This window comes from Streptomyces sp. NPDC054872, assembly GCF_053610705.1.
In genome coordinates, this window is the sequence record NZ_JBSGYY010000011.1 from 1 (window position 1) to 20,147 (window position 20,147).

The following is a 20,147-nucleotide window of genomic DNA, read 5'->3' on the forward strand; positions in this document are numbered from 1 at the left end:
AACTACACTGTGGGGCGTAACTCGGGGGTGGGTCGATTCGGTAAGGAATGCGGGCGGCCCCGTTTTTCCCCGGTCTTCGGGGGAACTCGGCGGCGGCGCCTGTGCGTTCAGCGGTTGTACGCGGGTTCCGGCGGTGCCGGGGCCCTCAGTCTTCCGCGCGGGGTGTGCCGCCACCAGCGTTCGGGCCGGTGTAGTCGTCGCCGTAGGCGCCCTTGGAGGGACGGCGGCGGCGCATGGGCGGCTCGACGCCGTCCGCGAGACGGCGGGCGGTGAGCAGGAAGCCGGTGTGGCCGATCATGCGGTGATCGGGGCGGACGGCCAGGCCCTCGACGTGCCAGTTGCGGATCATCGATTCCCAGGCGGTCGGCTCGTTGAAGCCGCCGATCTCGCGGATGGACTCGACGGTCCGTGCGAGCTGGGTGGTGGTCGCCACGTAGCAGCAGAGGATGCCGCCGGGGACGAGCGCCTTGGAGACGACGTCCAGGCACTCCCAGGGGGCGAGCATGTCGAGGATGACGCGGTCGACGTCGGTGTCGCTCAGGTTGTCCTGGAGGTCGCCGACGGTGAGCTGCCAGGCGGGGTGCGGGGCGCCGAAGTAGCGCTCCACGTTCTGCTGGGCGATCTCGGCGAAGTCCTCGCGGCGCTCGTACGAGTGCAGCATCCCCTCGTCGCCGATGGCGCGCAGGAGGAAGCTGCTGAGCGAGCCGGAGCCCACACCCGCCTCGACGACGCGGGCGCCGGGGAAGATGTCGGCGAAGGCCAGGATCTGCCCCGCGTCCTTGGGGTAGACCACGGCGGCGCCGCGGGGCATGGACAGGACATAGTCGGGGAGCAGGGGGCGCAGCGCGAGGTAGGCGACGTTTCCCGTGGTGCGGACAACGCTGCCCTCGGGAGCACCGATCAGCTCGTCGTGGGGGAAGGAACCCTTGTGGGTGTGGAAGTTCTTCCCGGCCTCGAGCGTGAACGTGTAGTGGCGGCCCTTGGGGTCGGTCAGCTGAACCTGGTCCCCGACCTTGAAGGGCCCGCGTCGGCGGGCGGCACCGGTCGGTTCGGACATGTGAACAGCCTACCGGCCCGTTCGGGGGCCGAGGACCAGGGTGGCGGCGTCAGCTGGGGCGGGCCATGGCCTTGACGAAGGCGCGCTCCACGTCGGCGGCGGACAGCACTCCGTAGATCTCGCCGGAGGCCTCGACCACGAGGTACTCGGTGGCGGGCGTCGCCCGGAGGGTGTCGAGGAGCTCCTCGCCGGCCAGTTCGGCGGAGATCCGCATGCCTTCGGTGATGTCCTGGGCGAGGCCGCTGACGGTGACCCAGGGGCGGCGGTGCTCGGGCACGCCGACGATGGCCGCCTCGCGGACGACCGACATGGGGTCGCCGTCGGCGTCGACCACGACGAGGGCGCGGGCACCGGAGTCGTTGGCGCGGCGCAGGGCCTCGGAGAGCGGGGTGCCGGACTCGACGGGGACGGCGCGCCGGGTCAGGGCGCGGGCGCGGAGCTCGGGGAGGTGTTCGCGCAGGCGGGCCATGCGCAGGCTGTTCCCGGCGCCCGTCCAGATGATCGCGGCGAGGATCGCGGCGAGCAGGGCGTCGGTGACGGTGTCCATGCCGCCGATGTCCTGGGACTCGCCGCCGAGCGCGCCGGACTGGTTGAGCAGGGGCAGGCCGATCAGGACGGAGATGGCGAGCGCGCGGCCGACCCAGGCCGCGGCGATGGTGCCGCTCATGGGCTTGCCGGTGATCTTCCAGACGACGGCGCGGAGCATGCGGCCACCGTCCAGGGGCAGGCCCGGCAGGAGGTTGAAGGCGGCGACGATGAGGTTCGAGATCATCAGCCCGGCGAGCAGGACGCCGGGGACGGTGCCGGGCTCCACGAGGCGCATGGCCCCGTAGAAGACGCCCGAGAGGACGAGGGAGAGCAGCGGGCCCACGAACGCGAGGACGAACTCGCGTCCGGGGGTCTCGGACTCCTTCTCGATCTCCGAGACGCCGCCGAAGAACTGCAGCTGGATGCGGCGCACCGGCAGCTTGTAGCGCAGGGCGACGACGGTGTGCGCCAGTTCGTGGACGAGCACGGAGGCGTAGAAGGCGACGGCGAAGAAGAGCGAGACCAGGTAGCGGGCGGCGCCGAGTTCGGGCAGGACGCGGTCGAGTTGGCCGCCGAAGACCCAGGTGATGAGGGCGGCGACGAGGAACCAGCTCGGCGCCACGTACACGGGCACGCCGAAGGGGCGTCCCATCAGGAGCCCTCCCCCGGGGCCCTTCTTGTTCTGGGGCGGGGTGGGCTTCGGGGCGGGGCCGTGGGTGGCGTGCGCGAACTCGGGGTGCGTGTCGTGCGGGGTCTTCCCGGGCGTGTCGTGCGGGGTCTTGGTGAGGCGGTCGGCGGGTCGCGCGGGTTCGGCCGCGGGGCGCGGCGCTTCCGCGGGTTCGGTCGCCTGCGGGGTCGTCGCCTCGCCCGTCCGGTCCCGGGCGGTGTCCTCGGTGCCGTCGTCCCCGGCGGTGCCCGCGGCCGTGTCGACCGGACGTGGCGACTCCGGGTGGCCGGGGTCTTCCGCGGCGCCCGGCCGCCGGCCGTCCGTGCCGTCGGATCGCGGCCTGCCGCTCCCGCCGCTCTCGTCCACGATGTCCCCTCGTTCGAAGCGTCCCTCGCCCCTGCCCGGCGCGGTACACGCACGATCATGCAGGGCGAGAGGGTCTGTCGTCGATGGTATGCGGCCGTTGTCAGTGGCGGGTCGTAGGGTCTGTCCCTATGGAAAGAAGCACCGACGGTGTCGTGACGGCCGTGCGTCCGGCGTCCCTGTCGCCCTCGCGCGCCAGTGACTTCATGCAGTGTCCGCTGCTCTACCGGTTCCGGGTCATCGACAAGCTGCCGGAGAAGCCGAGCGAGGCGGCGACCCGCGGCACGCTGGTGCACGCCGTCCTGGAGCGGCTCTTCGACTCTCCCGCGGGCGAGCGGACGGCGACGAGCGCCAAGTCGCTGATCCCGGGCCAGTGGGACCGTCTGCGCGAGGCCAAGCCGGAGCTGACGGAGCTGTTCGCGGGCGACGAACAGGGCGAGCGGCTCGCGCGCTGGCTGGCGGACGCGGAGAAGCTCGTCGAGCGCTGGTTCACCCTGGAGGACCCCACCCGTCTGGAGCCCGCCGAGCGTGAGCTGTTCGTGCAGGCGGAGCTGGAGTCGGGCCTGAAGCTGCGCGGCATCATCGACCGGGTGGACGTGGCGCCCACCGGCGAGGTGCGGATCGTCGACTACAAGACGGGCAAGGCCCCCCGCCCCGAGTATGCGGAGGGCGCCCTCTTCCAGATGAAGTTCTACGCCCTGGTGGTGTGGCGGCTGAAGGGCGTGGTCCCGCGCCGCCTCCAGCTCGTCTATCTGGGCAGCGGCGACGTCATCACGTACGACCCCAGGATCGAGGACCTCGAACAGGTCGAGCGGAAGCTGCACGCGCTGTGGGAGGCGATCACGCTCGCCACCGAGACGGGTGACTGGCGGCCGAGGCCCACGAAGCTCTGCGGCTGGTGCGACCACCAGGCCGTATGTCCGGAATTCGGCGGGACTCCCCCGCCGTACCCCCTTGCGGTGAGGGTGCCCGAGTCCGAAGAGGACGCGCAGGGCAGAATGGCCCCGGGCTAGCGAAGGAGAGTTACGTGGCGATCCGTGTCCTACTGGTCGACGACCAGCCACTGCTGCGCACGGGATTCCGGATGATTCTGGAGGCCGAGCAGGACGTCGCGGTCGTCGGCGAGGCCGGGGACGGCCTGCAGGCTCTCGACCAGGTGCGGGCGCTGCAGCCCGATGTGGTGCTGATGGACATCCGTATGCCGCGGATGGACGGGGTCGAGGCGACCCGGCAGATCACCGGTCCCGGCCGGGACGGTCCTGCGAAGGTCCTGGTCCTGACCACCTTCGACCTCGACGAGTACGTGGTGGAGGCGCTGCGCGCGGGTGCCAGCGGCTTCCTGCTCAAGGACGCCCCGGCGAACGAGCTGGTGCAGGCGATCCGCGTGGTCGCGTCGGGTGAGGCGATGCTCGCGCCGAGCATCACCCGCAGGCTCCTCGACAAGTACGCCGGTCATCTCCCGTCGGGCGACGAGCCGGTGCCGGACACCTTGCACACGCTCACCGAGCGGGAGGTCGAGGTCCTCAAGCTGGTGGCGCGCGGCCTGTCGAACGCGGAGATCGCGGCGGATCTGTTCGTGAGCGAGACGACGGTCAAGACGCATGTGGGTCACGTGCTCACGAAGCTCGGCCTCCGTGACCGGGTGCAGGCCGCCGTGTACGCGTACGAGAGCGGTCTGGTGCGCCCCGGCGCCCAGTGACCGCGGCACAGCGGGACGAAGGAAGGCGGCCGCCCCTGTCGGGGGCGGCCGCCTTCTTGTGTGTCCGGGGGATCAGGCCTTGCTGAGTTCCCAGAAGCGGAACACCGTCGACGCGTCGAGGCAGGACTCCACGCCGTACACGTCGTCACGGATGACCGCGTACTGCTTGGCCTGCCAGACCGGCAGGATCGGCAGCTCGTCGGCGACGGTCTGCTGGAGCTCGGCGTAGTCCTCGTCGGTCTTGGTGCGGTCGGCCTCGGCGGCGGTGCCGGGGATGATCTTCCGGGTGATGTCGCTGTTCTCGTAGCCATTGGCCAGGACGTTGCCCTTGCCGAAGAACGGCTGCGTGAAGTTGTCCGGGTCCGGGTAGTCCGGCACCCAGCCCTTGACGTACACGCCGTACTTGCCGGACTTGATGTCCCGCTCGTACTGGCCGAATTCGATCGACTTCACGTCGGCGTCGAAGAGACCGCTCGCGTTGAGCTGCTTGGCGATCGCCTTGAGCTCCTGGTCGGTCGAGGGGCCGTAGCGCGAGGGCGTGGACCAGAGCGTGAGCTTGACCTTGCCGCTCACGCCCTCCGCGCGCAGGGCCGCCGCGGCCTTGGAGCGCTGCGGGCGGGCGCCGTAGGTGTCGAAGAAGGCGGTGTTGTGACCGCCGATCCCGGCCGGGACGATCGAGTACAGCGGCGTCGCCGTGTCCCGGTAGACGTCCTTGACCAGGGCGTCGCGGTCGAGCAGGTACGCCATGGCCTTGCGCACGCCCAGCTTGCCGACGACCGGGTCCTTCATGTTGAAGACCAGGTGCTGCACCTCGGCGCTGGTGCCCTCGACGACGTCGATGTTCTGGCTCGCGTCGGAGGTGTCGGCCTCGATGTCCGCGATGTCGGACGCGGCCAGGCCGCGGTACGCGATGTCGACCTTGTCGTCCAGGAGCGCCTTCTTCAGGCCCTTCTGGTCGTCGTGGAAGAACTTGAGGGTGACGCCCTTGTTCTTGACCTTGGCGGTGCCCTTGTAGTCGGGGTTGACCGAGAAGACCGCCTGGTTCTTGTCGAAGGAGTCGAGCTTGTACGGACCCGAGCCCGTGGCCTCGTCACCGCCGCGCAGCGCGTTCATGTCGTACGACGCGTGGTCGACGATGGAACCGGCGCCGGACGCGATCTTGCTGGGGAAGGTCGCGTCGGCGTACTTGAGCTTGAAGACGACCTTCTTGGCGTTCGGGGTCTCGACGCGGTCAAGCATCGGGAACATGATCGCGGGGCCGTCGTCGTCGTTGATCTTCATCATGCGGTCGAAGGAGAACTTGACGTCCTTCGAGGTCAGCGCGTTGCCGTTGCTGAACTTCAGCCCGTCACGCAGCGTGCATGCAAAGACTCTGGTCTCCGTGTCGGTGAAGCCGCACTCCTTGGCGGCCTCGGGCTCCGGCTCCGTGGCCCCGTTCGGGAAGCTCATCAGGGACTGGAAGACGTTGTTGAACAGGAGCCACGAGCCGGGGTCGTAGCCGGACGCCGGGTCGGTGGCCAGGACGTCGTCCGACATCCCCATCACCACGGATTCGCCGTCCTCCCCCGCTCCACCCGTTTCCGTGCCGCAGCCGGTCAGCAGAGCCGCGGCCAGCCCGCCCGAGAGGGGAAGGGCCAGCCACTGGTTACGCAAATTCACGAACGTGCCTTGTCGTTGATGTCATTCGGTGGAGCGAAGCCCGGCGGTCCTGTGTGCCGGTGTGCGCGGAGGTCAGCCGCTCACACCGCGGCCGAGCTCCCACAGCTGCAGGTTCGAGGACGAGTTGAGGGCCCACTCGACGCCCGTGATGTCGTCCCGGGCGGCGATGTACTGCTTGCCCTGCCAGAGCGGAAGCACCGGCACGTCCTCGGCGACGATGTCCTGGATCTTCTTGATGCTCTTGGAGGCGGTGAGCCGGTCCGCCTCACGGCGCGAGTGCGGCAGCAGCTCGTCGTTGATGGTGCTGTTCACGTACGGCGAGCCGAGGATGTTGTCCTTGTCGAGGAACGGCGTGAGGAAGTTGTCGGCGTCGGGGAAGTCCGGGAACCAGCCCATCCCGTAGACGTCGTACGCGCCCTTCTGCTCGGCGGGGCGGAAGGTGTTCCAGGCCGTGCCCTTGATCGACACGTCGAACAGGCCGCTCTCGTTGAGCTGCTTGCGAAGGACCTCGAACTCCTTCTTGGTGCCCGGGCCGTAGTGGTCCGTCGTGTAGTGCAGGGTGAGCTTCACCGGCGTGCTGATGTCGGCCTTCTGCAGCAGGGCGCGGGCCTTGGACGGGCTCGGGTTGCCGTACTGGTTGAAGAACGAGTTGGTGTGGCCGGTGATCGTGGCGGGCACCAGGGAGTAGAGCGGCTCGGCGGCATCGCCGTACACGCCGGAGGCGAGGGCCCCGCGGTCGACGACCTGCGCCATCGCCTGGCGGACCGCCTTGGACTTGACGGTGGTGGCGTCCGTGTTGAAGCCGAGGTAGCGGATCTCCAGGCCGGGCGTCTCGACCAGCTCGATGTCGTTGCCCGGGTCCGCGTCGAGCTGCTTGATCTGCTCGGGCGACATGGTGCGCGTCATCATGTCGATGTCGCCGCTCTTGAGCGCCTTGCCCATGGCGTCGGTTGACGCGTAGGTGCGCATCTCGATCTTGTCGCTCTTGGGCTTCAACACACCCTTGTAGTTGGGGTTCTTGGAGAACACCGTCTTGACGAGCTCGTTGCCCTCGACCTCCTGCTTGGCGGTGTAGGGGCCGGAGCCGTCCAGGTCGAAGCCGTCGCGCAGCTTGTTCTTGGCGTAGTGGTCCGAGCTGATGATGCCCGCGATGGGCGTGGCCAGCTTGTACGGGAACGTCGCGTCGGGGCTCTTGAGGTGGAAGACGACACCGCGGTCGCCCTCGGTCTCGATCGCGTCGACGTTGGACACCATGCCGGCGGAGCCGCTGGGGTCCTTGATCTTGATGTCCCGTACCCGCTCGATGGAGAACTTCACATCGGTGGCGGTCAGCGGCTTGCCGTCGGCGAACTTCAGGCCCTTGCGCAGCGTGCACTCGTAGCGCTCGTTGCCGGTGTCGGTGAAACCGCACTTCTCGGCGGCGTCGGGCTCGGGGTCTCCGCCGCCGCGCGGAGCGGCCATCAGGGTCTGGACCGTCTGGCGCACGACGTTCCAGGATCCCGCGTCGTAGGCGTACGCGGGATCGAAGGGGGCCGGGATCTCGGGTGAGGTGGAGAACCGGTCCGTGGTGCCGACGGCGATCGCGTCGTCTCCCCCGCCGTCGCCCGCCCCTCCGCAGGCCGCGAGCGCGGGAGCGAGCAGACCTATGACGGCCGGCAGCACCAAAGTCTTACGGTTCATGCTCGACGTTCTCCAGAGCTGTTGGTCCCGTCCGGACCGACAACGAGGGGTGGGGTCAGCCGGTCCGTGGGGGCAGGGCGATGTTCTCGCGATGACATTAGTCCGCACCGCCAGGAGGGCTGGAAGGGACCGGAGTTGACCCTCAATCACGCAGCGAAACCGGGCGCGGACACACCGATAACCCAACACGGGAAGGTTTCGTGAGGTTCCCCTCAATCGGGACACAACGCCACTCGACAACTCGCCCAAATCGGAGACCCGGCACAGCTCTGACCAGCTGTCGACCGTCCACGGAGTGGGAAAGGTCACATCTTCAACTGTTCAGCACTTTCCGGCCATCAATCCCTGCAGGAAAGGCAGGTCGACGTGTTCGAGGGACGGGACGACGGTCCTGCCCGATGCCGGTGCGATGGGCGCCACCGACGGTACGGCCACCACGCGGCAGCCCGCGGCCTCGGCCGCCGCCACGCCGGTCGCGGTGTCCTCGATGACGGCACATCTGGCCGGTTCCGCCCCAACCCCCGCCGCCGCGAGGAGGTACGGGTCCGGGTGCGGCTTGGTCCGGGTCACCTCGTCGCCCGCGACGGTGAGCGTGAAGTGGTGGGCCCCGATCGACTCGAGCACGCGGTCGATGATGCGCCGGTGCGACGCGGAGACCAGTGCCATCGGCACCTCGTGCGCGGCGAGTTCGGCGAGGAGTCTGGCGGCTCCCGGCATCAGCGGCAGCGTACGGCCGATGCGGTCCTCGAAGCCGTCGTTGAGCAGCACGGTCAGCTCGGGGACGGTGATGTCGGCGCCGGTGGAGGCGATGAGGAATCCGGCACTGCGCGTCATGGGGCCGCCGACGACGACGTCACGCCAGGCCTCGTCGAGCGTGTGTCCGAGTGCGGCGAAGACCTCCACCTCCGCGTCCCACCAGAACCCCTCGGTGTCCACGAGAGTTCCGTCCATGTCGAGGAGCACAGCCTGCAGGGCGGAGCCTTCGGCCGTTCGGGTACCGAGCGCGGGAACCGTACTGGTCATCCGGATACACCTCCATGAGGGACGAGAAGGCCGGCTGCCCCCTGGTGACGGGAGGGCAACCGGCCTGCACTGGACCGACCAGTGTACGACGGGACCGCTCAGCGCGCGTTGAAGTATTTCGCCTCGGGGTGGTGGATGACGATCGCGTCCGTGGACTGCTCCGGGTGGAGCTGGAACTCCTCGGACAGCTCCACGCCGATCCGCTCCGGCTCCAGGAGCTCGGCGATCTTGGCGCGGTCCTCCAGGTTCGGGCAGGCGCCGTAGCCGAGCGAGAAGCGCGCGCCGCGGTACTTGAGGTCGAACATGTCCTCGACGGCGGCGGGGTCCTCGCCGCCGAAGCCGAGCTCGGCGCGCACACGCGCGTGCCAGTACTCGGCGAGCGCCTCGGCCAACTGCACGGACAGGCCGTGGAGTTCGAGGTAGTCGCGGTAGGAGTCGGAGGCGAACAGCTCGGCGGTGGCCTCGCCGATCTTCGAGCCGACGGTGACGACCTGCAGGCCGACCACGTCGGTCTCGCCCGATTCCTCCGGGCGGAAGAAGTCCGCCAGGCACAGGCGCCGGCCGCGGCGCTGGCGCGGGAAGGAGAAGCGGGTGCGCTCATTGCCCTGGTCGTCCAGGATGATCAGGTCGTCGCCCTTGGAGACGCAGGGGAAGTAGCCGTGCACGACGGCCGCCTCCAGCATGTTCTTGGTGTGCAGCTCGTCCAGCCAGCCGCGCAGCCGGGGCCGGCCCTCGGTCTCGACGAGCTCCTCGTACGAGGGCCCGTCACCCTTGCGGGCCTCCTTGAGGCCCCACTGGCCCTTGAACAGGGCGCCCTCGTCCAGCCAGGACGCGTACTCCTTGAGCTGGATGCCCTTGACGACGCGGGTGCCCCAGAACGGCGGGGTCGGGACGGGGTTGTCGACGGAGACGTCCGAACGGGCGGGGCCCTCGTCCTCGGTGGTCTCCAGGACGGGGGTGTCCTTCTTCGGCACGCGGCGCTGCTTCAGCTCGGGCAGCGTGGCGCCGGGGACACCGCGCTTGACCGCGATGAGGGCGTCCATCAGGCGCAGGCCCTCGAACGCGTCGCGGGCGTAGCGGACCTCGCCCTCGTAGATCTCGTGCAGGTCCTGCTCGACGTACGCACGGGTGAGCGCGGCACCACCGAGGATCACCGGGAAGTCCGCGGCCATCTTGCGCTGGTTGAGCTCCTCCAGGTTCTCCTTCATGATCACGGTCGACTTCACCAGGAGGCCCGACATGCCGATGACGTCCGCGCGGTGCTCGGCCGCGGCGTCCAGGATCGCGGCGACCGGCTGCTTGATGCCGAGGTTGACCACGTTGTAGCCGTTGTTGGACAGGATGATGTCGACGAGGTTCTTGCCGATGTCGTGGACGTCGCCGCGGACGGTGGCCAGGACGATCGTGCCCTTGCCCTCGGAGTCCGACTTCTCCATGTGCGGTTCGAGGTGGGCGACGGCGGTCTTCATGACCTCGGCGGACTGGAGCACGAAGGGCAGCTGCATCTGGCCGGAGCCGAAGAGCTCGCCGACGACCTTCATGCCCTCCAGGAGGGTGTCGTTGACGATGTCGAGCGCCGGGCGGGTCTGCAGGGCCTCGTCGAGGTCGGCCTCCAGGCCCTTCTTCTCACCGTCGATGATGCGGCGCTGGAGGCGCTCGTCGAGCGGCAGGGCGAGAAGTTCCTCGGCCTTGCCCTCCTTCATCGACTTCATGTTGACACCCTCGAAGAGCTCCATGAGCTTCTGCAGGGGGTCGTAGCCCTCTTCGCGGCGGTCGTAGATCAGGTCATGGGCGGCCTTGACCTGCTCGTCGTCGAGGCGCGCGATGGGCAGGATCTTGGAGGCGTGCACGATCGCCGAGTCCAGGCCCGCCTTGACGCACTCGTCCAGGAAGACGGAGTTGAGCACGACGCGGGCGGCCGGGTTGAGGCCGAAGGAGATGTTCGAGAGGCCCAGGGTGGTCTGCACGTCCGGGTGACGGCGCTTGAGCTCGCGGATCGCCTCGATGGTGGCGATGCCGTCCTTGCGGGACTCCTCCTGACCGGTGCAGATGGTGAAGGTCAGGCAGTCGATGAGGATGTCCGCCTCGTGGATGCCCCAGTTGCCGGTCAGGTCGTCGATCAGGCGCTCGGCGATGGCGACCTTGTGCTCGACGGTGCGGGCCTGGCCCTCCTCGTCGATGGTCAGCGCGATCAGCGCCGCCCCGTGCTCCTTGGCCAGGGCGGTGACCTTGGCGAACCGGGACTCGGGGCCGTCCCCGTCCTCGTAGTTCACGGAGTTGATGACAGCGCGGCCGCCCAGCTTCTCCAACCCGGCCTGGATCACGGGCAGTTCGGTGGAGTCCAGGACGATGGGCAGGGTGGAGGCGGTCGCGAAGCGGCCGGCGAGCTCGGCCATGTCCGCGACGCCGTCGCGGCCCACGTAGTCGACGCAGAGGTCGAGCATGTGGGCGCCCTCACGGATCTGGTCGCGTGCCATCTCCACGCAGTCGTCCCAGCGGCCCTCCAGCATGGCCTCACGGAACTTCTTCGAGCCGTTGGCGTTGGTGCGCTCGCCGATCGCCATGTACGCGGTGTCCTGGCGGAAGGGCACGGTCTGGTAGAGCGAGGCGGCGCCCGGCTCGGGGCGCGGCTCACGGCGGACCGTCTCCACCCCGCGCACGCGCTCGACGACCTGGCGCAGGTGCTCGGGGGTCGTGCCGCAGCAGCCGCCGACCAGTGAGAGGCCGTACTCGCGTACGAAGTTCTCCTGGGCGTCGGCGAGCTCCGCCGCGGTCAGCGGGTAGTGGGCGCCGTCCTTGCCCAGGACCGGCAGGCCCGCGTTGGGCATGCAGGAGATCGGGACGCGCGAGTGGCGGGCGAGATAGCGCAGGTGCTCGCTCATCTCCGCCGGGCCCGTGGCGCAGTTCAGGCCGATCATGTCGATGCCCAGCGGCTCCAGGGCGGTCAGCGCGGCCCCGATCTCCGAACCGAGCAGCATCGTGCCGGTGGTCTCGACGGTGACCGAACAGATGAGCGGGAGGTTCGCGCCGGTGGCCTCAAGGGCGCGGCGGGCGCCCAGGATCGCGGACTTGGTCTGCAGGAGGTCCTGGGTGGTCTCCACCAGGAGCGCGTCGGCGCCGCCCGCGATCATGCCTTCGGCGTTGGTCTGGTAGGCGTCACGCAGCACCGTGTACGGGGCGTGGCCCAGGGTCGGCAGCTTGGTGCCGGGACCCATCGAGCCGAGGACCCAGCGCTGCTGCCCCGTCGATGCGGTGAACTCGTCGGCGACCTCGCGGGCGATGCGCGCGCCGGCCTCGGAGAGCTCGAAGTTCCGCTCGGGGATGTCGTACTCGCTCAGAGCCGCGAAGTTCGTGCCGAACGTGTTCGTCTCGACGCAGTCGACGCCGACCGCGAAGTACTCCTCGTGGACCGAGCGGACGATGTCCGGGCGGGTCACGTTCAAGATCTCGTTACAGCCCTCGAGCTGCTGGAAGTCGTCGAGGGTGGGGTCCTGTGCCTGGAGCATCGTGCCCATCGCGCCGTCGGCCACCACCACGCGGGTGGCGAGGGCTTCGCGGAGGGCATCGGCCCGGGTTCCGTTCGAGGAACCGGACGAGGGGGTCGGCAACGAGGCCATGAAAGAGCTCCCTGAGGTGCGACGGCTGTCGGCTTTGCGCTTCGGAGGAAGACGCACTCGGTCAGGGTAACGGGACGAAGGTCCACGGCGTGCGAGTGTTCACGAGGCGGACGCCCGGCGGGTCCGCCCTTCTCGGGGGTGTGGCGCGGCGCACGGCGGGGAACCGCGAGAATCCTGCGGGAACACGGCTTGAAACACAGCCTGCCGCTCTGTCGCGGGAGGTCGGCATCGACCGATAGTGTTCAGCATTGTCGAACGTTGGAGTCAGAGGGGACGGAGGAAGGGGCTGCGATGGCACGGAACATCCAGTCGCTCGAGCGGGCGGCCGCGATGCTGCGGCTGCTCGCGGGCGGAGAGCGACGGCTCGGCCTCTCGGAGATCGCGTCCGCCCTTGACCTGGCCAAGGGCACGGCCCACGGCATTCTGCGCACGCTCCAGGCGGAGGGTTTCGTCGAGCAGGAGTCGACATCGGGCCGCTATCAGCTCGGCGCCGAACTCCTGCGCCTGGGCAACAGCTACCTCGACGTGCACGAGCTGCGGGCCCGCGCCCTGGTGTGGACCGACGACCTGGCCCGGTCCAGCGGCGAGAGCGTCTACCTCGGCGTCCTGCACCAGCAGGGCGTCCTGATCGTGCACCACGTCTTCCGGCCCGACGACAGCCGCCAGGTCCTGGAGGTCGGCGCGATGCAGCCGCTGCACTCGACGGCCCTGGGCAAGGTGCTCGCCGCCTACGACCCGGTGGCGCACAGCGAGGCGGCCGAGGCCGAGGCCGATCGGCAGACCTTCACCACGCGCACCGTCGTGGACACCGAGGCCTTCGAGGGCGCCCTCGACCTGACCCGCGCGCGCGGGTACGCCGCCGACGTCGAGGAGACCTGGGAGGGCATCGCCTCCGTGGCCGCCCCCATTCACGACCGGCGCCGCATGCCGGTCGGCGCGGTGGGCATCACCGGTGCGGTGGAGCGGGTCCAGAAGGACGGGGAGCTGCGCCCCGACCTGATCGCGGCCGTACGGGACTGCGCCCGCGCCGTGTCGCGGGATCTGGGCGCCGGCCGCTTCTAGGCCCCGCCCGCCGAGCGTCCCGCCCCCGTTTTCCGCACGCCCGCGCCCGCCCGAGCCCCCTGCTCAACATGCAGGGGGCATTCTTCTGCGCGAACATCGTTGAACGACGTTTCACCCGGTGGCGACCCCTGTCAGCACCGATAACCCGAAACGATCAATAACGATCGTGTTTTCAATAACAGAACTCTTGACGGGCAAGTAACGGCGGGGTGAGACTCGCGTCCATCGGTCGGCATTGTCGAACACCTACCGGCATTACGCGCTAGAGTGTGACAAGGCCAAGGGCCGGCAACGACCTCACCTGAGGTCGCGGACCACCGGAGGGACCCGGGGTTCGCCTTCCCCTGGACGAAGGACAAAGGAGTCGCGGGTGTCCAGCTCCGACATCTTCATCGGCGAGACCATCGGTACCGCCATACTCATCCTGCTCGGCGGTGGCGTCTGCGCCGCCGTCACGCTCAAGGCCTCCAAGGCCAAGGACGCCGGCTGGCTCGCGATCACCTTCGGGTGGGGCTTCGCGGTGCTCACCGGCGCCTACCTGGCGGGTGGCGTGTCAGGCGCCCACCTCAACCCGGCGGTCACCGTCGGTCTCGCCATCGAGGGCGGCACCAAGTGGAGCGACGTTCCGCTCTACCTGGGCTCGCAGCTGCTCGGCGCGATCATCGGCGCGATCCTGGTCTGGCTCACGTACCTGGGTCAGTTCAAGGCGCACCTCACCGACCCGGCGATCCTCGCCGCGCAGCCGGTGGACGAGGGCCTCGTCGACCAGAAGGCCGCGCCCAAGGCCGGTCCGGTGCTCGGCGTCTTCTCGACCGGCCCCGAGATCCGCAACTACGCGCAGAACGTGCTGACCGAGGTCATCGCGACCGTCGTGCTGGTCCTGGCGATCCTCACCCAGGGCCTGAACGACAACGGCAACGGCATCGGCGTCCTCGGTGCGCTGATCACCGCGCTCGTCGTCGTCGGCATCGGTCTGTCGCTCGGTGGCCCCACCGGCTACGCGATCAACCCGGTCCGTGACCTGGGTCCGCGCATCGTGCACTCCCTGCTCCCGCTGCCCAACAAGGGCGGCTCGGACTGGACGTACGCATGGGTGCCGATCGTCGGCCCGCTGATCGGCGGCGCCATCGCGGGCGGTATCTACAACATCGCGTTCAAGTAGAACCGCGACAGCAGCCGATGACCGCCTGAGACAGACCGCCGAGCAAGAATTCAGGAGCACACCGTGACCACCGACGCACACACCGCTGGCCCCTTCATCGCGGCCATCGACCAGGGCACCACCTCCAGCCGCTGCATCGTCTTCGACAAGGACGGCCGGATCGTCTCGGTCGACCAGAAGGAGCACGAGCAGATCTTCCCGAAGCCGGGCTGGGTCGAGCACGACGCCACCGAGATCTGGACCAACGTCCAGGAAGTCGTGGCGAGCGCCATCTCCAAGGCGGGCATCACCCACGAGGACATCAAGGCGATCGGCATCACCAACCAGCGTGAGACCACGCTGCTCTGGGACAAGAACACCGGCGAGCCGGTGCACAACGCCATCGTCTGGCAGGACACCCGTACCGACGCCCTGTGCAAGGAGCTCGGCCGCAACGTCGGCCAGGACCGCTTCCGCCGCGAGACGGGCCTGCCGCTGGCCAGCTACTTCGCGGGGCCGAAGGCCCGCTGGCTGCTCGACAACGTCGAGGGCCTGCGCGAGCGCGCCGAGGCGGGCGACATCCTCTTCGGCACCATGGACTCCTGGGTCATCTGGAACCTGACGGGCGGTGTCAACGGCGGCAAGCACGTCACCGACGTCACCAACGCGTCGCGCACCATGCTGATGAACCTGCACACCATGAAGTGGGACGAGAAGATCGCCGAGTCCATCGGCGTCCCGATGGCGATGCTCCCCGAGATCCGCTCCTCCGCCGAGGTCTACGGCGAGGTCACCGGCGGCAAGCTCGGCGACGTCCTGCCCGGCATCCCCGTCGCCTCCGCGCTCGGCGACCAGCAGGCGGCCCTCTTCGGACAGACCTGTTTCGCCAAGGGCGAGGCCAAGTCCACGTACGGCACCGGCACCTTCATGCTGATGAACACCGGTGAGTCGGCCATCAACTCCTACTCGGGCCTGCTGACCACCGTCGGCTACCAGATCGGCGACCAGAAGCCGGTCTACGCCCTCGAGGGTTCCATCGCCGTCACCGGTTCGCTGGTGCAGTGGATGCGCGACCAGATGGGCCTCATCAACTCCGCCGCCGAGATCGAGACGCTCGCGTCGTCGGTCGAGGACAACGGCGGCGCCTACTTCGTACCGGCCTTCTCCGGCCTCTTCGCCCCGTACTGGCGCTCCGACGCCCGCGGTGTGATCGCCGGCCTCACCCGGTACGTCACCAAGGCGCACATCGCGCGCGCCGTCCTGGAGGCCACGGCCTGGCAGACCCGTGAGATCACCGACGCCATGACGAAGGACTCCGGCGTCGAGCTCACGGCCCTCAAGGTCGACGGCGGCATGACCTCCAACAACCTGCTGATGCAGACGCTCTCGAACTTCCTCGACGCGCCGGTGGTGCGCCCGATGGTGGCCGAGACGACCTGCCTCGGCGCCGCCTACGCCGCCGGTCTCGCCGTCGGCTTCTGGTCCGGCACCGACGAGCTGCGCGCCAACTGGCGCCGCGCGGCGGAATGGACCCCCCGCATGGACGCGGACACCCGCGCCCGTGAGTACAAGAGCTGGCTCAAGGCCGTAGAGCGTTCCATGGGCTGGCTCGACGAAAGTGGCGAGGAGTAATCACAATGACCACCCTGCAGAGCGTCCCTGCCCTCGGGACGCATCCGGCTGCCGGTTCCCACCCGAGCCGCGCCGAGACCCGGGAGCAGCTTTCCAAGGCGACGTACGACCTCCTGGTGATCGGCGGCGGGATCCTGGGCATCTCCACCGCCTGGCATGCCGCGCAGTCGGGACTGCGGGTGGCCCTGGTGGACGCCGGTGACTTCGCCGGCGCCACCTCCTCCGCCTCCTCCAAGCTCCTCCACGGCGGTCTGCGCTACCTGCAGACCGGCGCGGTGAAGCTGGTCGCGGAGAACCACTTCGAGCGTCGCGCGGTGTCCCGCCAGGTGGCCCCCCACCTGGCGAACCCGCTCACCTTCTACCTGCCCGTCTACAAGGGCGGCCCGCACGGCGCCGCCAAGCTGGGCGCGGGCGTGTTCGCGTACAGCGCGCTCTCCGCCTTCGGCGACGGCGTCGGCCACCTGCTCAGCCCCTCGAAGGCCGCGCAGGACGTGCCGGAGCTGCGCACGGACAACCTCAAGGCCGTCGCCGTCTACGGCGACGACCAGATGAACGACTCCCGCATGGCCCTGATGACGGTCCGCGCGGCCGTCGAGGCCGGCGCCGCCGTCCTCAACCACGCCGAGGTCACCGGCCTGCGCTTCACCCAGGGACGGGTCACGGGCGCGGAGCTCAAGGACCGCATGGACGGCGCCGAGTTCGGCGTCAACGCGCGGCTCGTGCTCAACGCGACCGGACCGTGGGTCGACCACCTGCGCAAGATGGAGAACCCCGACGCGGCGCCCTCCATCCGCCTCTCCAAGGGCGCGCACCTGGTCCTCAAGCGCACCGCCCCCTGGAAGGCCGCGCTGGCCACGCCGATCGACAAGTACCGCATCACCTTCGCCCTGCCGTGGGAGGACATGCTCCTCCTCGGCACGACGGACGAGGAGTTCGAGGGCGACCCGGCCGACGTGAGCGTCACCGAGGCCGACACCGCGCAGATCCTGGACGAGGCCGCGTTCTCCATCCGCGACCAGCAGCTGTCCCGTGACCTGATCACGTACTCCTTCGCGGGTCTGCGCGTCCTGCCCGGCGGCCCCGGCGACACGTCGAAGGCCAAGCGCGAGACCGTCGTCACCGAGGGCGCGCGCGGCATGCTCTCCGTCGCGGGCGGCAAGTGGACGACCTTCCGCCACATCGGCCGTACGGTCATGAAGAAGCTGGAGTCGCTGCCCGGCCACCCGCTCGGCGACGACTACGAGCCGATCTCGCAGCTGCAGAAGCGCCTTCCGCTGCCCGGCATCGCCAATCCGCGCGCGGTCGCGCACCGGCTCCTGGTCGACGGCCCGGCGCCCGGCCCGCGCATGGCGGCCGACACCGCCAAGCACCTGGCGACGCACTACGGCTCGCTCTCCTTCGACATCGCCCGCCTGGCGAACGAGAACCCGGAGCTCGCCGAGCGTGTCTCGCCGGACGCCCCGGAGATCTGGGCCCAGGTCGTCTACGCCCGTGACCACGAGTGGGCCGAGACGGCGGACGACGTCCTGCGCCGCCGTACGACGCTGACGATCCGCGGCCTCGCCACGGACGACGTGCGCGCCAAGGTCCAGGACGTGCTCGACGGCAAGTAGCCGCATCGGGAAGAGAGTTGACGGAGGGCGGTTCCCCGCGGGGAGCCGCCCTCCGGCGTGTGCCGGGCGGCGTGCTCCTCGCGCCCCGCCGTCGGCTACCGTCTCCGGGGCCCGGCGCGCCACGGCAGGCGCCGCCGCGAGCGGCCCTAGGAGCACCCTGATGACGACCGACGCCCGTACGCCCACCGACGCGCTGCCCATCACCCGCGTGCCCCGCACCGGCCTGCCCACCCGTGCGGTCGTCGTCGGCGACCCGGCGCGCGCCACCGCCGTCGCGGACCTCCTCCAGGACGCGAAGGAGGTGTCGTACCACCGCGAGTACCGCACCTTCACCGGCAGTTGGCAGGGCACCGAGGTCGTCGTCGCGTCGCACGGCGTCGGCGCCCCCGGCGCGCTGCTCCTCTTCCAGGAGCTGGCGGACGCGGGCGTCAGCACGATCCTGCGGCTCGGCACGGCCGGCGCGATCCGCCCCGGCATCCGCGACGGCGACCTGGTCATCGCGGACGCGGCGGTGCGCGACGACGGCGTGACCCAGCAGCTGATCCCCGCCGAGTACCCGGCGTTCGCGGCCCCGGAGGCCGTCATCGCGCTTCAGCGGGCGGCCCGCGTGGCCGACGCCCCGTACCACCGTGGCGTGGTGTGGACGCGGGCCGCGTTCCAGCCGGGCTTCCTGCCGCTGCCCGGTGAGGCGTACGCGGCCGCCGGGATCGCGGCCATCGAGATGGAGCTCTCGGCGCTGTACGTCTTCGCGTCCACGCACGGCCTCGTCGCGGGTGGCGCGCTCGTGATCGACGGTGCCAACGCCGACGAACTCGTCGACGCGGAGACGCCTTTCTCGACGAGCGGCTACGACCCGCACCGAGACGTGGTGGCCGAGGGAGTCGACCGGGGCGCACGGATAGCCTTGGACGCGCTTCGTCTCCTTGCCGCCACGGAACACTGACACGGAGCACTGACACCGAGCACTGAGCAGTCACCTGTACGACCTCTGTACGACCTCGTGGAGAACGGAACCGATGCACCCCACTGACCTGCCGGCCCAGGACCGGGGCGGATCCATCGATCTCCTGGTCCACGGGGGCGACGTCCTCACCGTCGACGCGTCGGGCACCGTCGTGCGGGACGGCGCCGTCGCCGTGCGCGACGGCCGCATCATCGAGGTCGGCCCCGCCGATCGGCTGCGCGCCACCCACGAGGCCGCCGAAGAGCTGGACGCCCGCGGCTGTCTCGTCATGCCGGGCCTGATCAACACGCACACCCACCTCGCGATGACCCTGTTCCGGGGCATCGCCGACGACGTCACCCTCCAGGGCTTCCTGGCCCGCGTCATCCCGGCCGAGGCGGAGCGGCTCTCGCCGGAGACGGTGACGGCGGGCATCCGGGGCGCGATCGCGGAATCCGTGCGCGGCGGGGTCACCGCCGCGCTCGACATGTACTGGTTCCACGAGGCCGCCGAGGCCGCCGCCCGCGAGGCAGGGTGGCGCCTGCTGACCGGCCCCACGTTCATGGACGTGCCGGGCCCGCCGGACGGCCGCCCCTACGCCGACCGGCTCGGCTGGGCAGCGGCCGACCTGGCCGCCCGCACCCCGGCGCCGGGCACCCGCCCGGTGGTCTTCGCGCACTCCGCGTACACCCTGGTCCCCGAGCAGCTGACGGCGATCGGCGCGCTCGCCCGCGAGCACGGCGCCCTGCTGCACCTCCATGCCGCCGAGAACGCGGGCGAGGTGGAGATGGTCGCCGAGCAGCACGGCATGCGTCCCGTGGAGCTGCTCGACTCGCTGGGCCTGCTCGGCCCGGACACGCTGCTCGCGCACGCGGTCGACCTCACGGACGCGGAGATCGCGACGCTCGCCCGCACGGGCACGGCCGTCGCGCACTGCCCGGTGTCGAACCTGAAGCTGGGCTGCGGCATCGCGCGCGTACCCGACCTGCTCGACGCGGGCGTCACGGTGGGTCTCGGCACGGACGGCGCGGTGAGTTCCAACACGCTGGACGTCCTCGGCGCGGTGAAGATGGCCGCTCTCGTGCACAAGGCGGGCGGCGACCCGACGGCGGTCGGCGCCGAGCAGGCCGTGCGGATGGCGACCGTTGAGTCGGCGCGGGCGCTCGGCCTCGGCGACCAGCTGGGCTCCCTGGAGGCGGGCAAGCGCGCCGACCTGATCGTCCTGGACCTCTCCCGGCCGCACCTCACCCCGCGGCACGACCCGTGGTCGATGCTGGCCTATGCCGCCACGTCCGGTGACGTGCGGGACACGGTGGTCGACGGCCGGGTTCTGATGCGGGACCGTACGCTGGTGACAGTGGACGAGCAGCGCGCCCTGCGCGCGCTGCGGGACGCGGCGGACTCCGCGGCACCCGGTCCCGCCGGCACGACGAGCACCTCCGAAGTGGCAAGCACCGTATGAC

At 70.0% G+C, this 20,147-nt stretch carries 14 protein-coding genes; 8 read left to right on the forward strand and 6 right to left on the reverse strand.

The window, feature by feature from the left end:
* Positions 1-145 precede the first annotated feature (145 nt).
* Complete coding sequence (locus ACWGIH_RS15300; protein ID WP_453451987.1) at positions 146-1,057, reverse strand: tRNA (adenine-N1)-methyltransferase; 912 nt, start codon at positions 1,055-1,057, stop codon at positions 146-148.
* A 49-nt stretch (positions 1,058-1,106) separates the two neighbouring features.
* Positions 1,107-2,618 (reverse strand): site-2 protease family protein, encoded by a 1,512-nt coding sequence (locus ACWGIH_RS15305; RefSeq protein WP_453451986.1) that lies wholly within the window; start codon positions 2,616-2,618, stop codon positions 1,107-1,109.
* Between the two features lie 128 nt (positions 2,619-2,746).
* Here ACWGIH_RS15305 and ACWGIH_RS15310 point away from each other — a divergent pair, with 128 nt between their 5' ends.
* On the forward strand, positions 2,747-3,628 hold the full coding sequence (locus ACWGIH_RS15310) for a RecB family exonuclease (protein ID WP_453451985.1): 882 nt from the start codon (positions 2,747-2,749) through the stop codon (positions 3,626-3,628).
* A gap of 14 nt (positions 3,629-3,642) precedes the next feature.
* Positions 3,643-4,314 carry a response regulator gene (locus tag ACWGIH_RS15315; RefSeq protein ID WP_135332738.1) on the forward strand — a complete coding sequence of 224 codons (672 nt, stop codon included), beginning with the start codon at positions 3,643-3,645 and terminating at the stop codon, positions 4,312-4,314.
* Between the two features lie 72 nt (positions 4,315-4,386).
* On the opposite strand, the gene ACWGIH_RS15320 is transcribed toward ACWGIH_RS15315, so the two are convergent.
* The 4 genes from ACWGIH_RS15320 to metH all read right to left on the reverse strand — a co-directional run bounded on the left by ACWGIH_RS15320 (position 4,387) and on the right by metH (position 12,293).
* Complete coding sequence (locus tag ACWGIH_RS15320; RefSeq protein ID WP_453451984.1) at positions 4,387-5,973, reverse strand: ABC transporter substrate-binding protein; 1,587 nt, start codon at positions 5,971-5,973, stop codon at positions 4,387-4,389.
* Between the two features lie 72 nt (positions 5,974-6,045).
* Positions 6,046-7,653: an ABC transporter substrate-binding protein gene (locus tag ACWGIH_RS15325; protein WP_453451983.1), complete on the reverse strand. Its 1,608-nt coding sequence runs from the start codon at positions 7,651-7,653 to the stop codon at positions 6,046-6,048.
* A 321-nt stretch (positions 7,654-7,974) separates the two neighbouring features.
* Positions 7,975-8,676, reverse strand: coding sequence for an HAD-IA family hydrolase (locus tag ACWGIH_RS15330; protein ID WP_453451982.1), 702 nt, complete (start codon positions 8,674-8,676; stop codon positions 7,975-7,977).
* Positions 8,677-8,774: 98 nt separating this feature from the next.
* Positions 8,775-12,293 (reverse strand): methionine synthase, encoded by a 3,519-nt coding sequence (gene metH / locus ACWGIH_RS15335; RefSeq protein WP_453451981.1) that lies wholly within the window; start codon positions 12,291-12,293, stop codon positions 8,775-8,777.
* A gap of 291 nt (positions 12,294-12,584) precedes the next feature.
* Here metH and ACWGIH_RS15340 point away from each other — a divergent pair, with 291 nt between their 5' ends.
* The 6 genes from ACWGIH_RS15340 (at position 12,585) to ACWGIH_RS15365 (ending at position 20,146) form a co-directional block, all read left to right on the forward strand.
* Positions 12,585-13,355: an IclR family transcriptional regulator gene (locus tag ACWGIH_RS15340; RefSeq protein WP_453451980.1), complete on the forward strand. Its 771-nt coding sequence runs from the start codon at positions 12,585-12,587 to the stop codon at positions 13,353-13,355.
* Positions 13,356-13,725: 370 nt separating this feature from the next.
* A complete protein-coding gene (locus ACWGIH_RS15345) occupies positions 13,726-14,517 on the forward strand; it encodes an MIP/aquaporin family protein (protein ID WP_453451979.1) in 792 nt (263 codons plus the stop codon).
* Between the two features lie 63 nt (positions 14,518-14,580).
* The gene (glpK, locus tag ACWGIH_RS15350; protein ID WP_453451978.1) at positions 14,581-16,128 is read left to right on the forward strand and encodes a glycerol kinase GlpK; all 1,548 of its coding nucleotides are present in this window, start codon (positions 14,581-14,583) and stop codon (positions 16,126-16,128) included.
* Between the two features lie 5 nt (positions 16,129-16,133).
* Complete coding sequence (locus tag ACWGIH_RS15355; RefSeq protein WP_453451977.1) at positions 16,134-17,741, forward strand: FAD-dependent oxidoreductase; 1,608 nt, start codon at positions 16,134-16,136, stop codon at positions 17,739-17,741.
* A gap of 160 nt (positions 17,742-17,901) precedes the next feature.
* Entirely contained in the window at positions 17,902-18,684 is a 783-nt protein-coding gene (locus ACWGIH_RS15360) for a phosphorylase family protein (protein WP_453451976.1), read from the forward strand.
* A 73-nt stretch (positions 18,685-18,757) separates the two neighbouring features.
* Positions 18,758-20,146, forward strand: a complete 1,389-nt coding sequence (locus tag ACWGIH_RS15365; protein WP_453451975.1) for an amidohydrolase — start codon at positions 18,758-18,760, stop codon at positions 20,144-20,146.
* Position 20,147: the final 1 nt, after the last annotated feature.

Coding starts and splice junctions, on each gene's coding strand:
- ACWGIH_RS15300 (WP_453451987.1), bottom strand. CDS start 1,057: ATGTCCGAACCGACCGGTGCCGCCCGCCGACGCGGGCCCTTCAAGGTC.
- ACWGIH_RS15310 (WP_453451985.1), top strand. CDS start 2,747: ATGGAAAGAAGCACCGACGGTGTCGTGACGGCCGTGCGTCCGGCGTCC.
- ACWGIH_RS15325 (WP_453451983.1), bottom strand. CDS start 7,653: ATGAACCGTAAGACTTTGGTGCTGCCGGCCGTCATAGGTCTGCTCGCT.
- ACWGIH_RS15330 (WP_453451982.1), bottom strand. CDS start 8,676: ATGACCAGTACGGTTCCCGCGCTCGGTACCCGAACGGCCGAAGGCTCC.
- metH (WP_453451981.1), bottom strand. CDS start 12,293: ATGGCCTCGTTGCCGACCCCCTCGTCCGGTTCCTCGAACGGAACCCGG.
- ACWGIH_RS15340 (WP_453451980.1), top strand. CDS start 12,585: ATGGCACGGAACATCCAGTCGCTCGAGCGGGCGGCCGCGATGCTGCGG.
- ACWGIH_RS15355 (WP_453451977.1), top strand. CDS start 16,134: ATGACCACCCTGCAGAGCGTCCCTGCCCTCGGGACGCATCCGGCTGCC.
- ACWGIH_RS15360 (WP_453451976.1), top strand. CDS start 17,902: ATGACGACCGACGCCCGTACGCCCACCGACGCGCTGCCCATCACCCGC.
- ACWGIH_RS15365 (WP_453451975.1), top strand. CDS start 18,758: ATGCACCCCACTGACCTGCCGGCCCAGGACCGGGGCGGATCCATCGAT.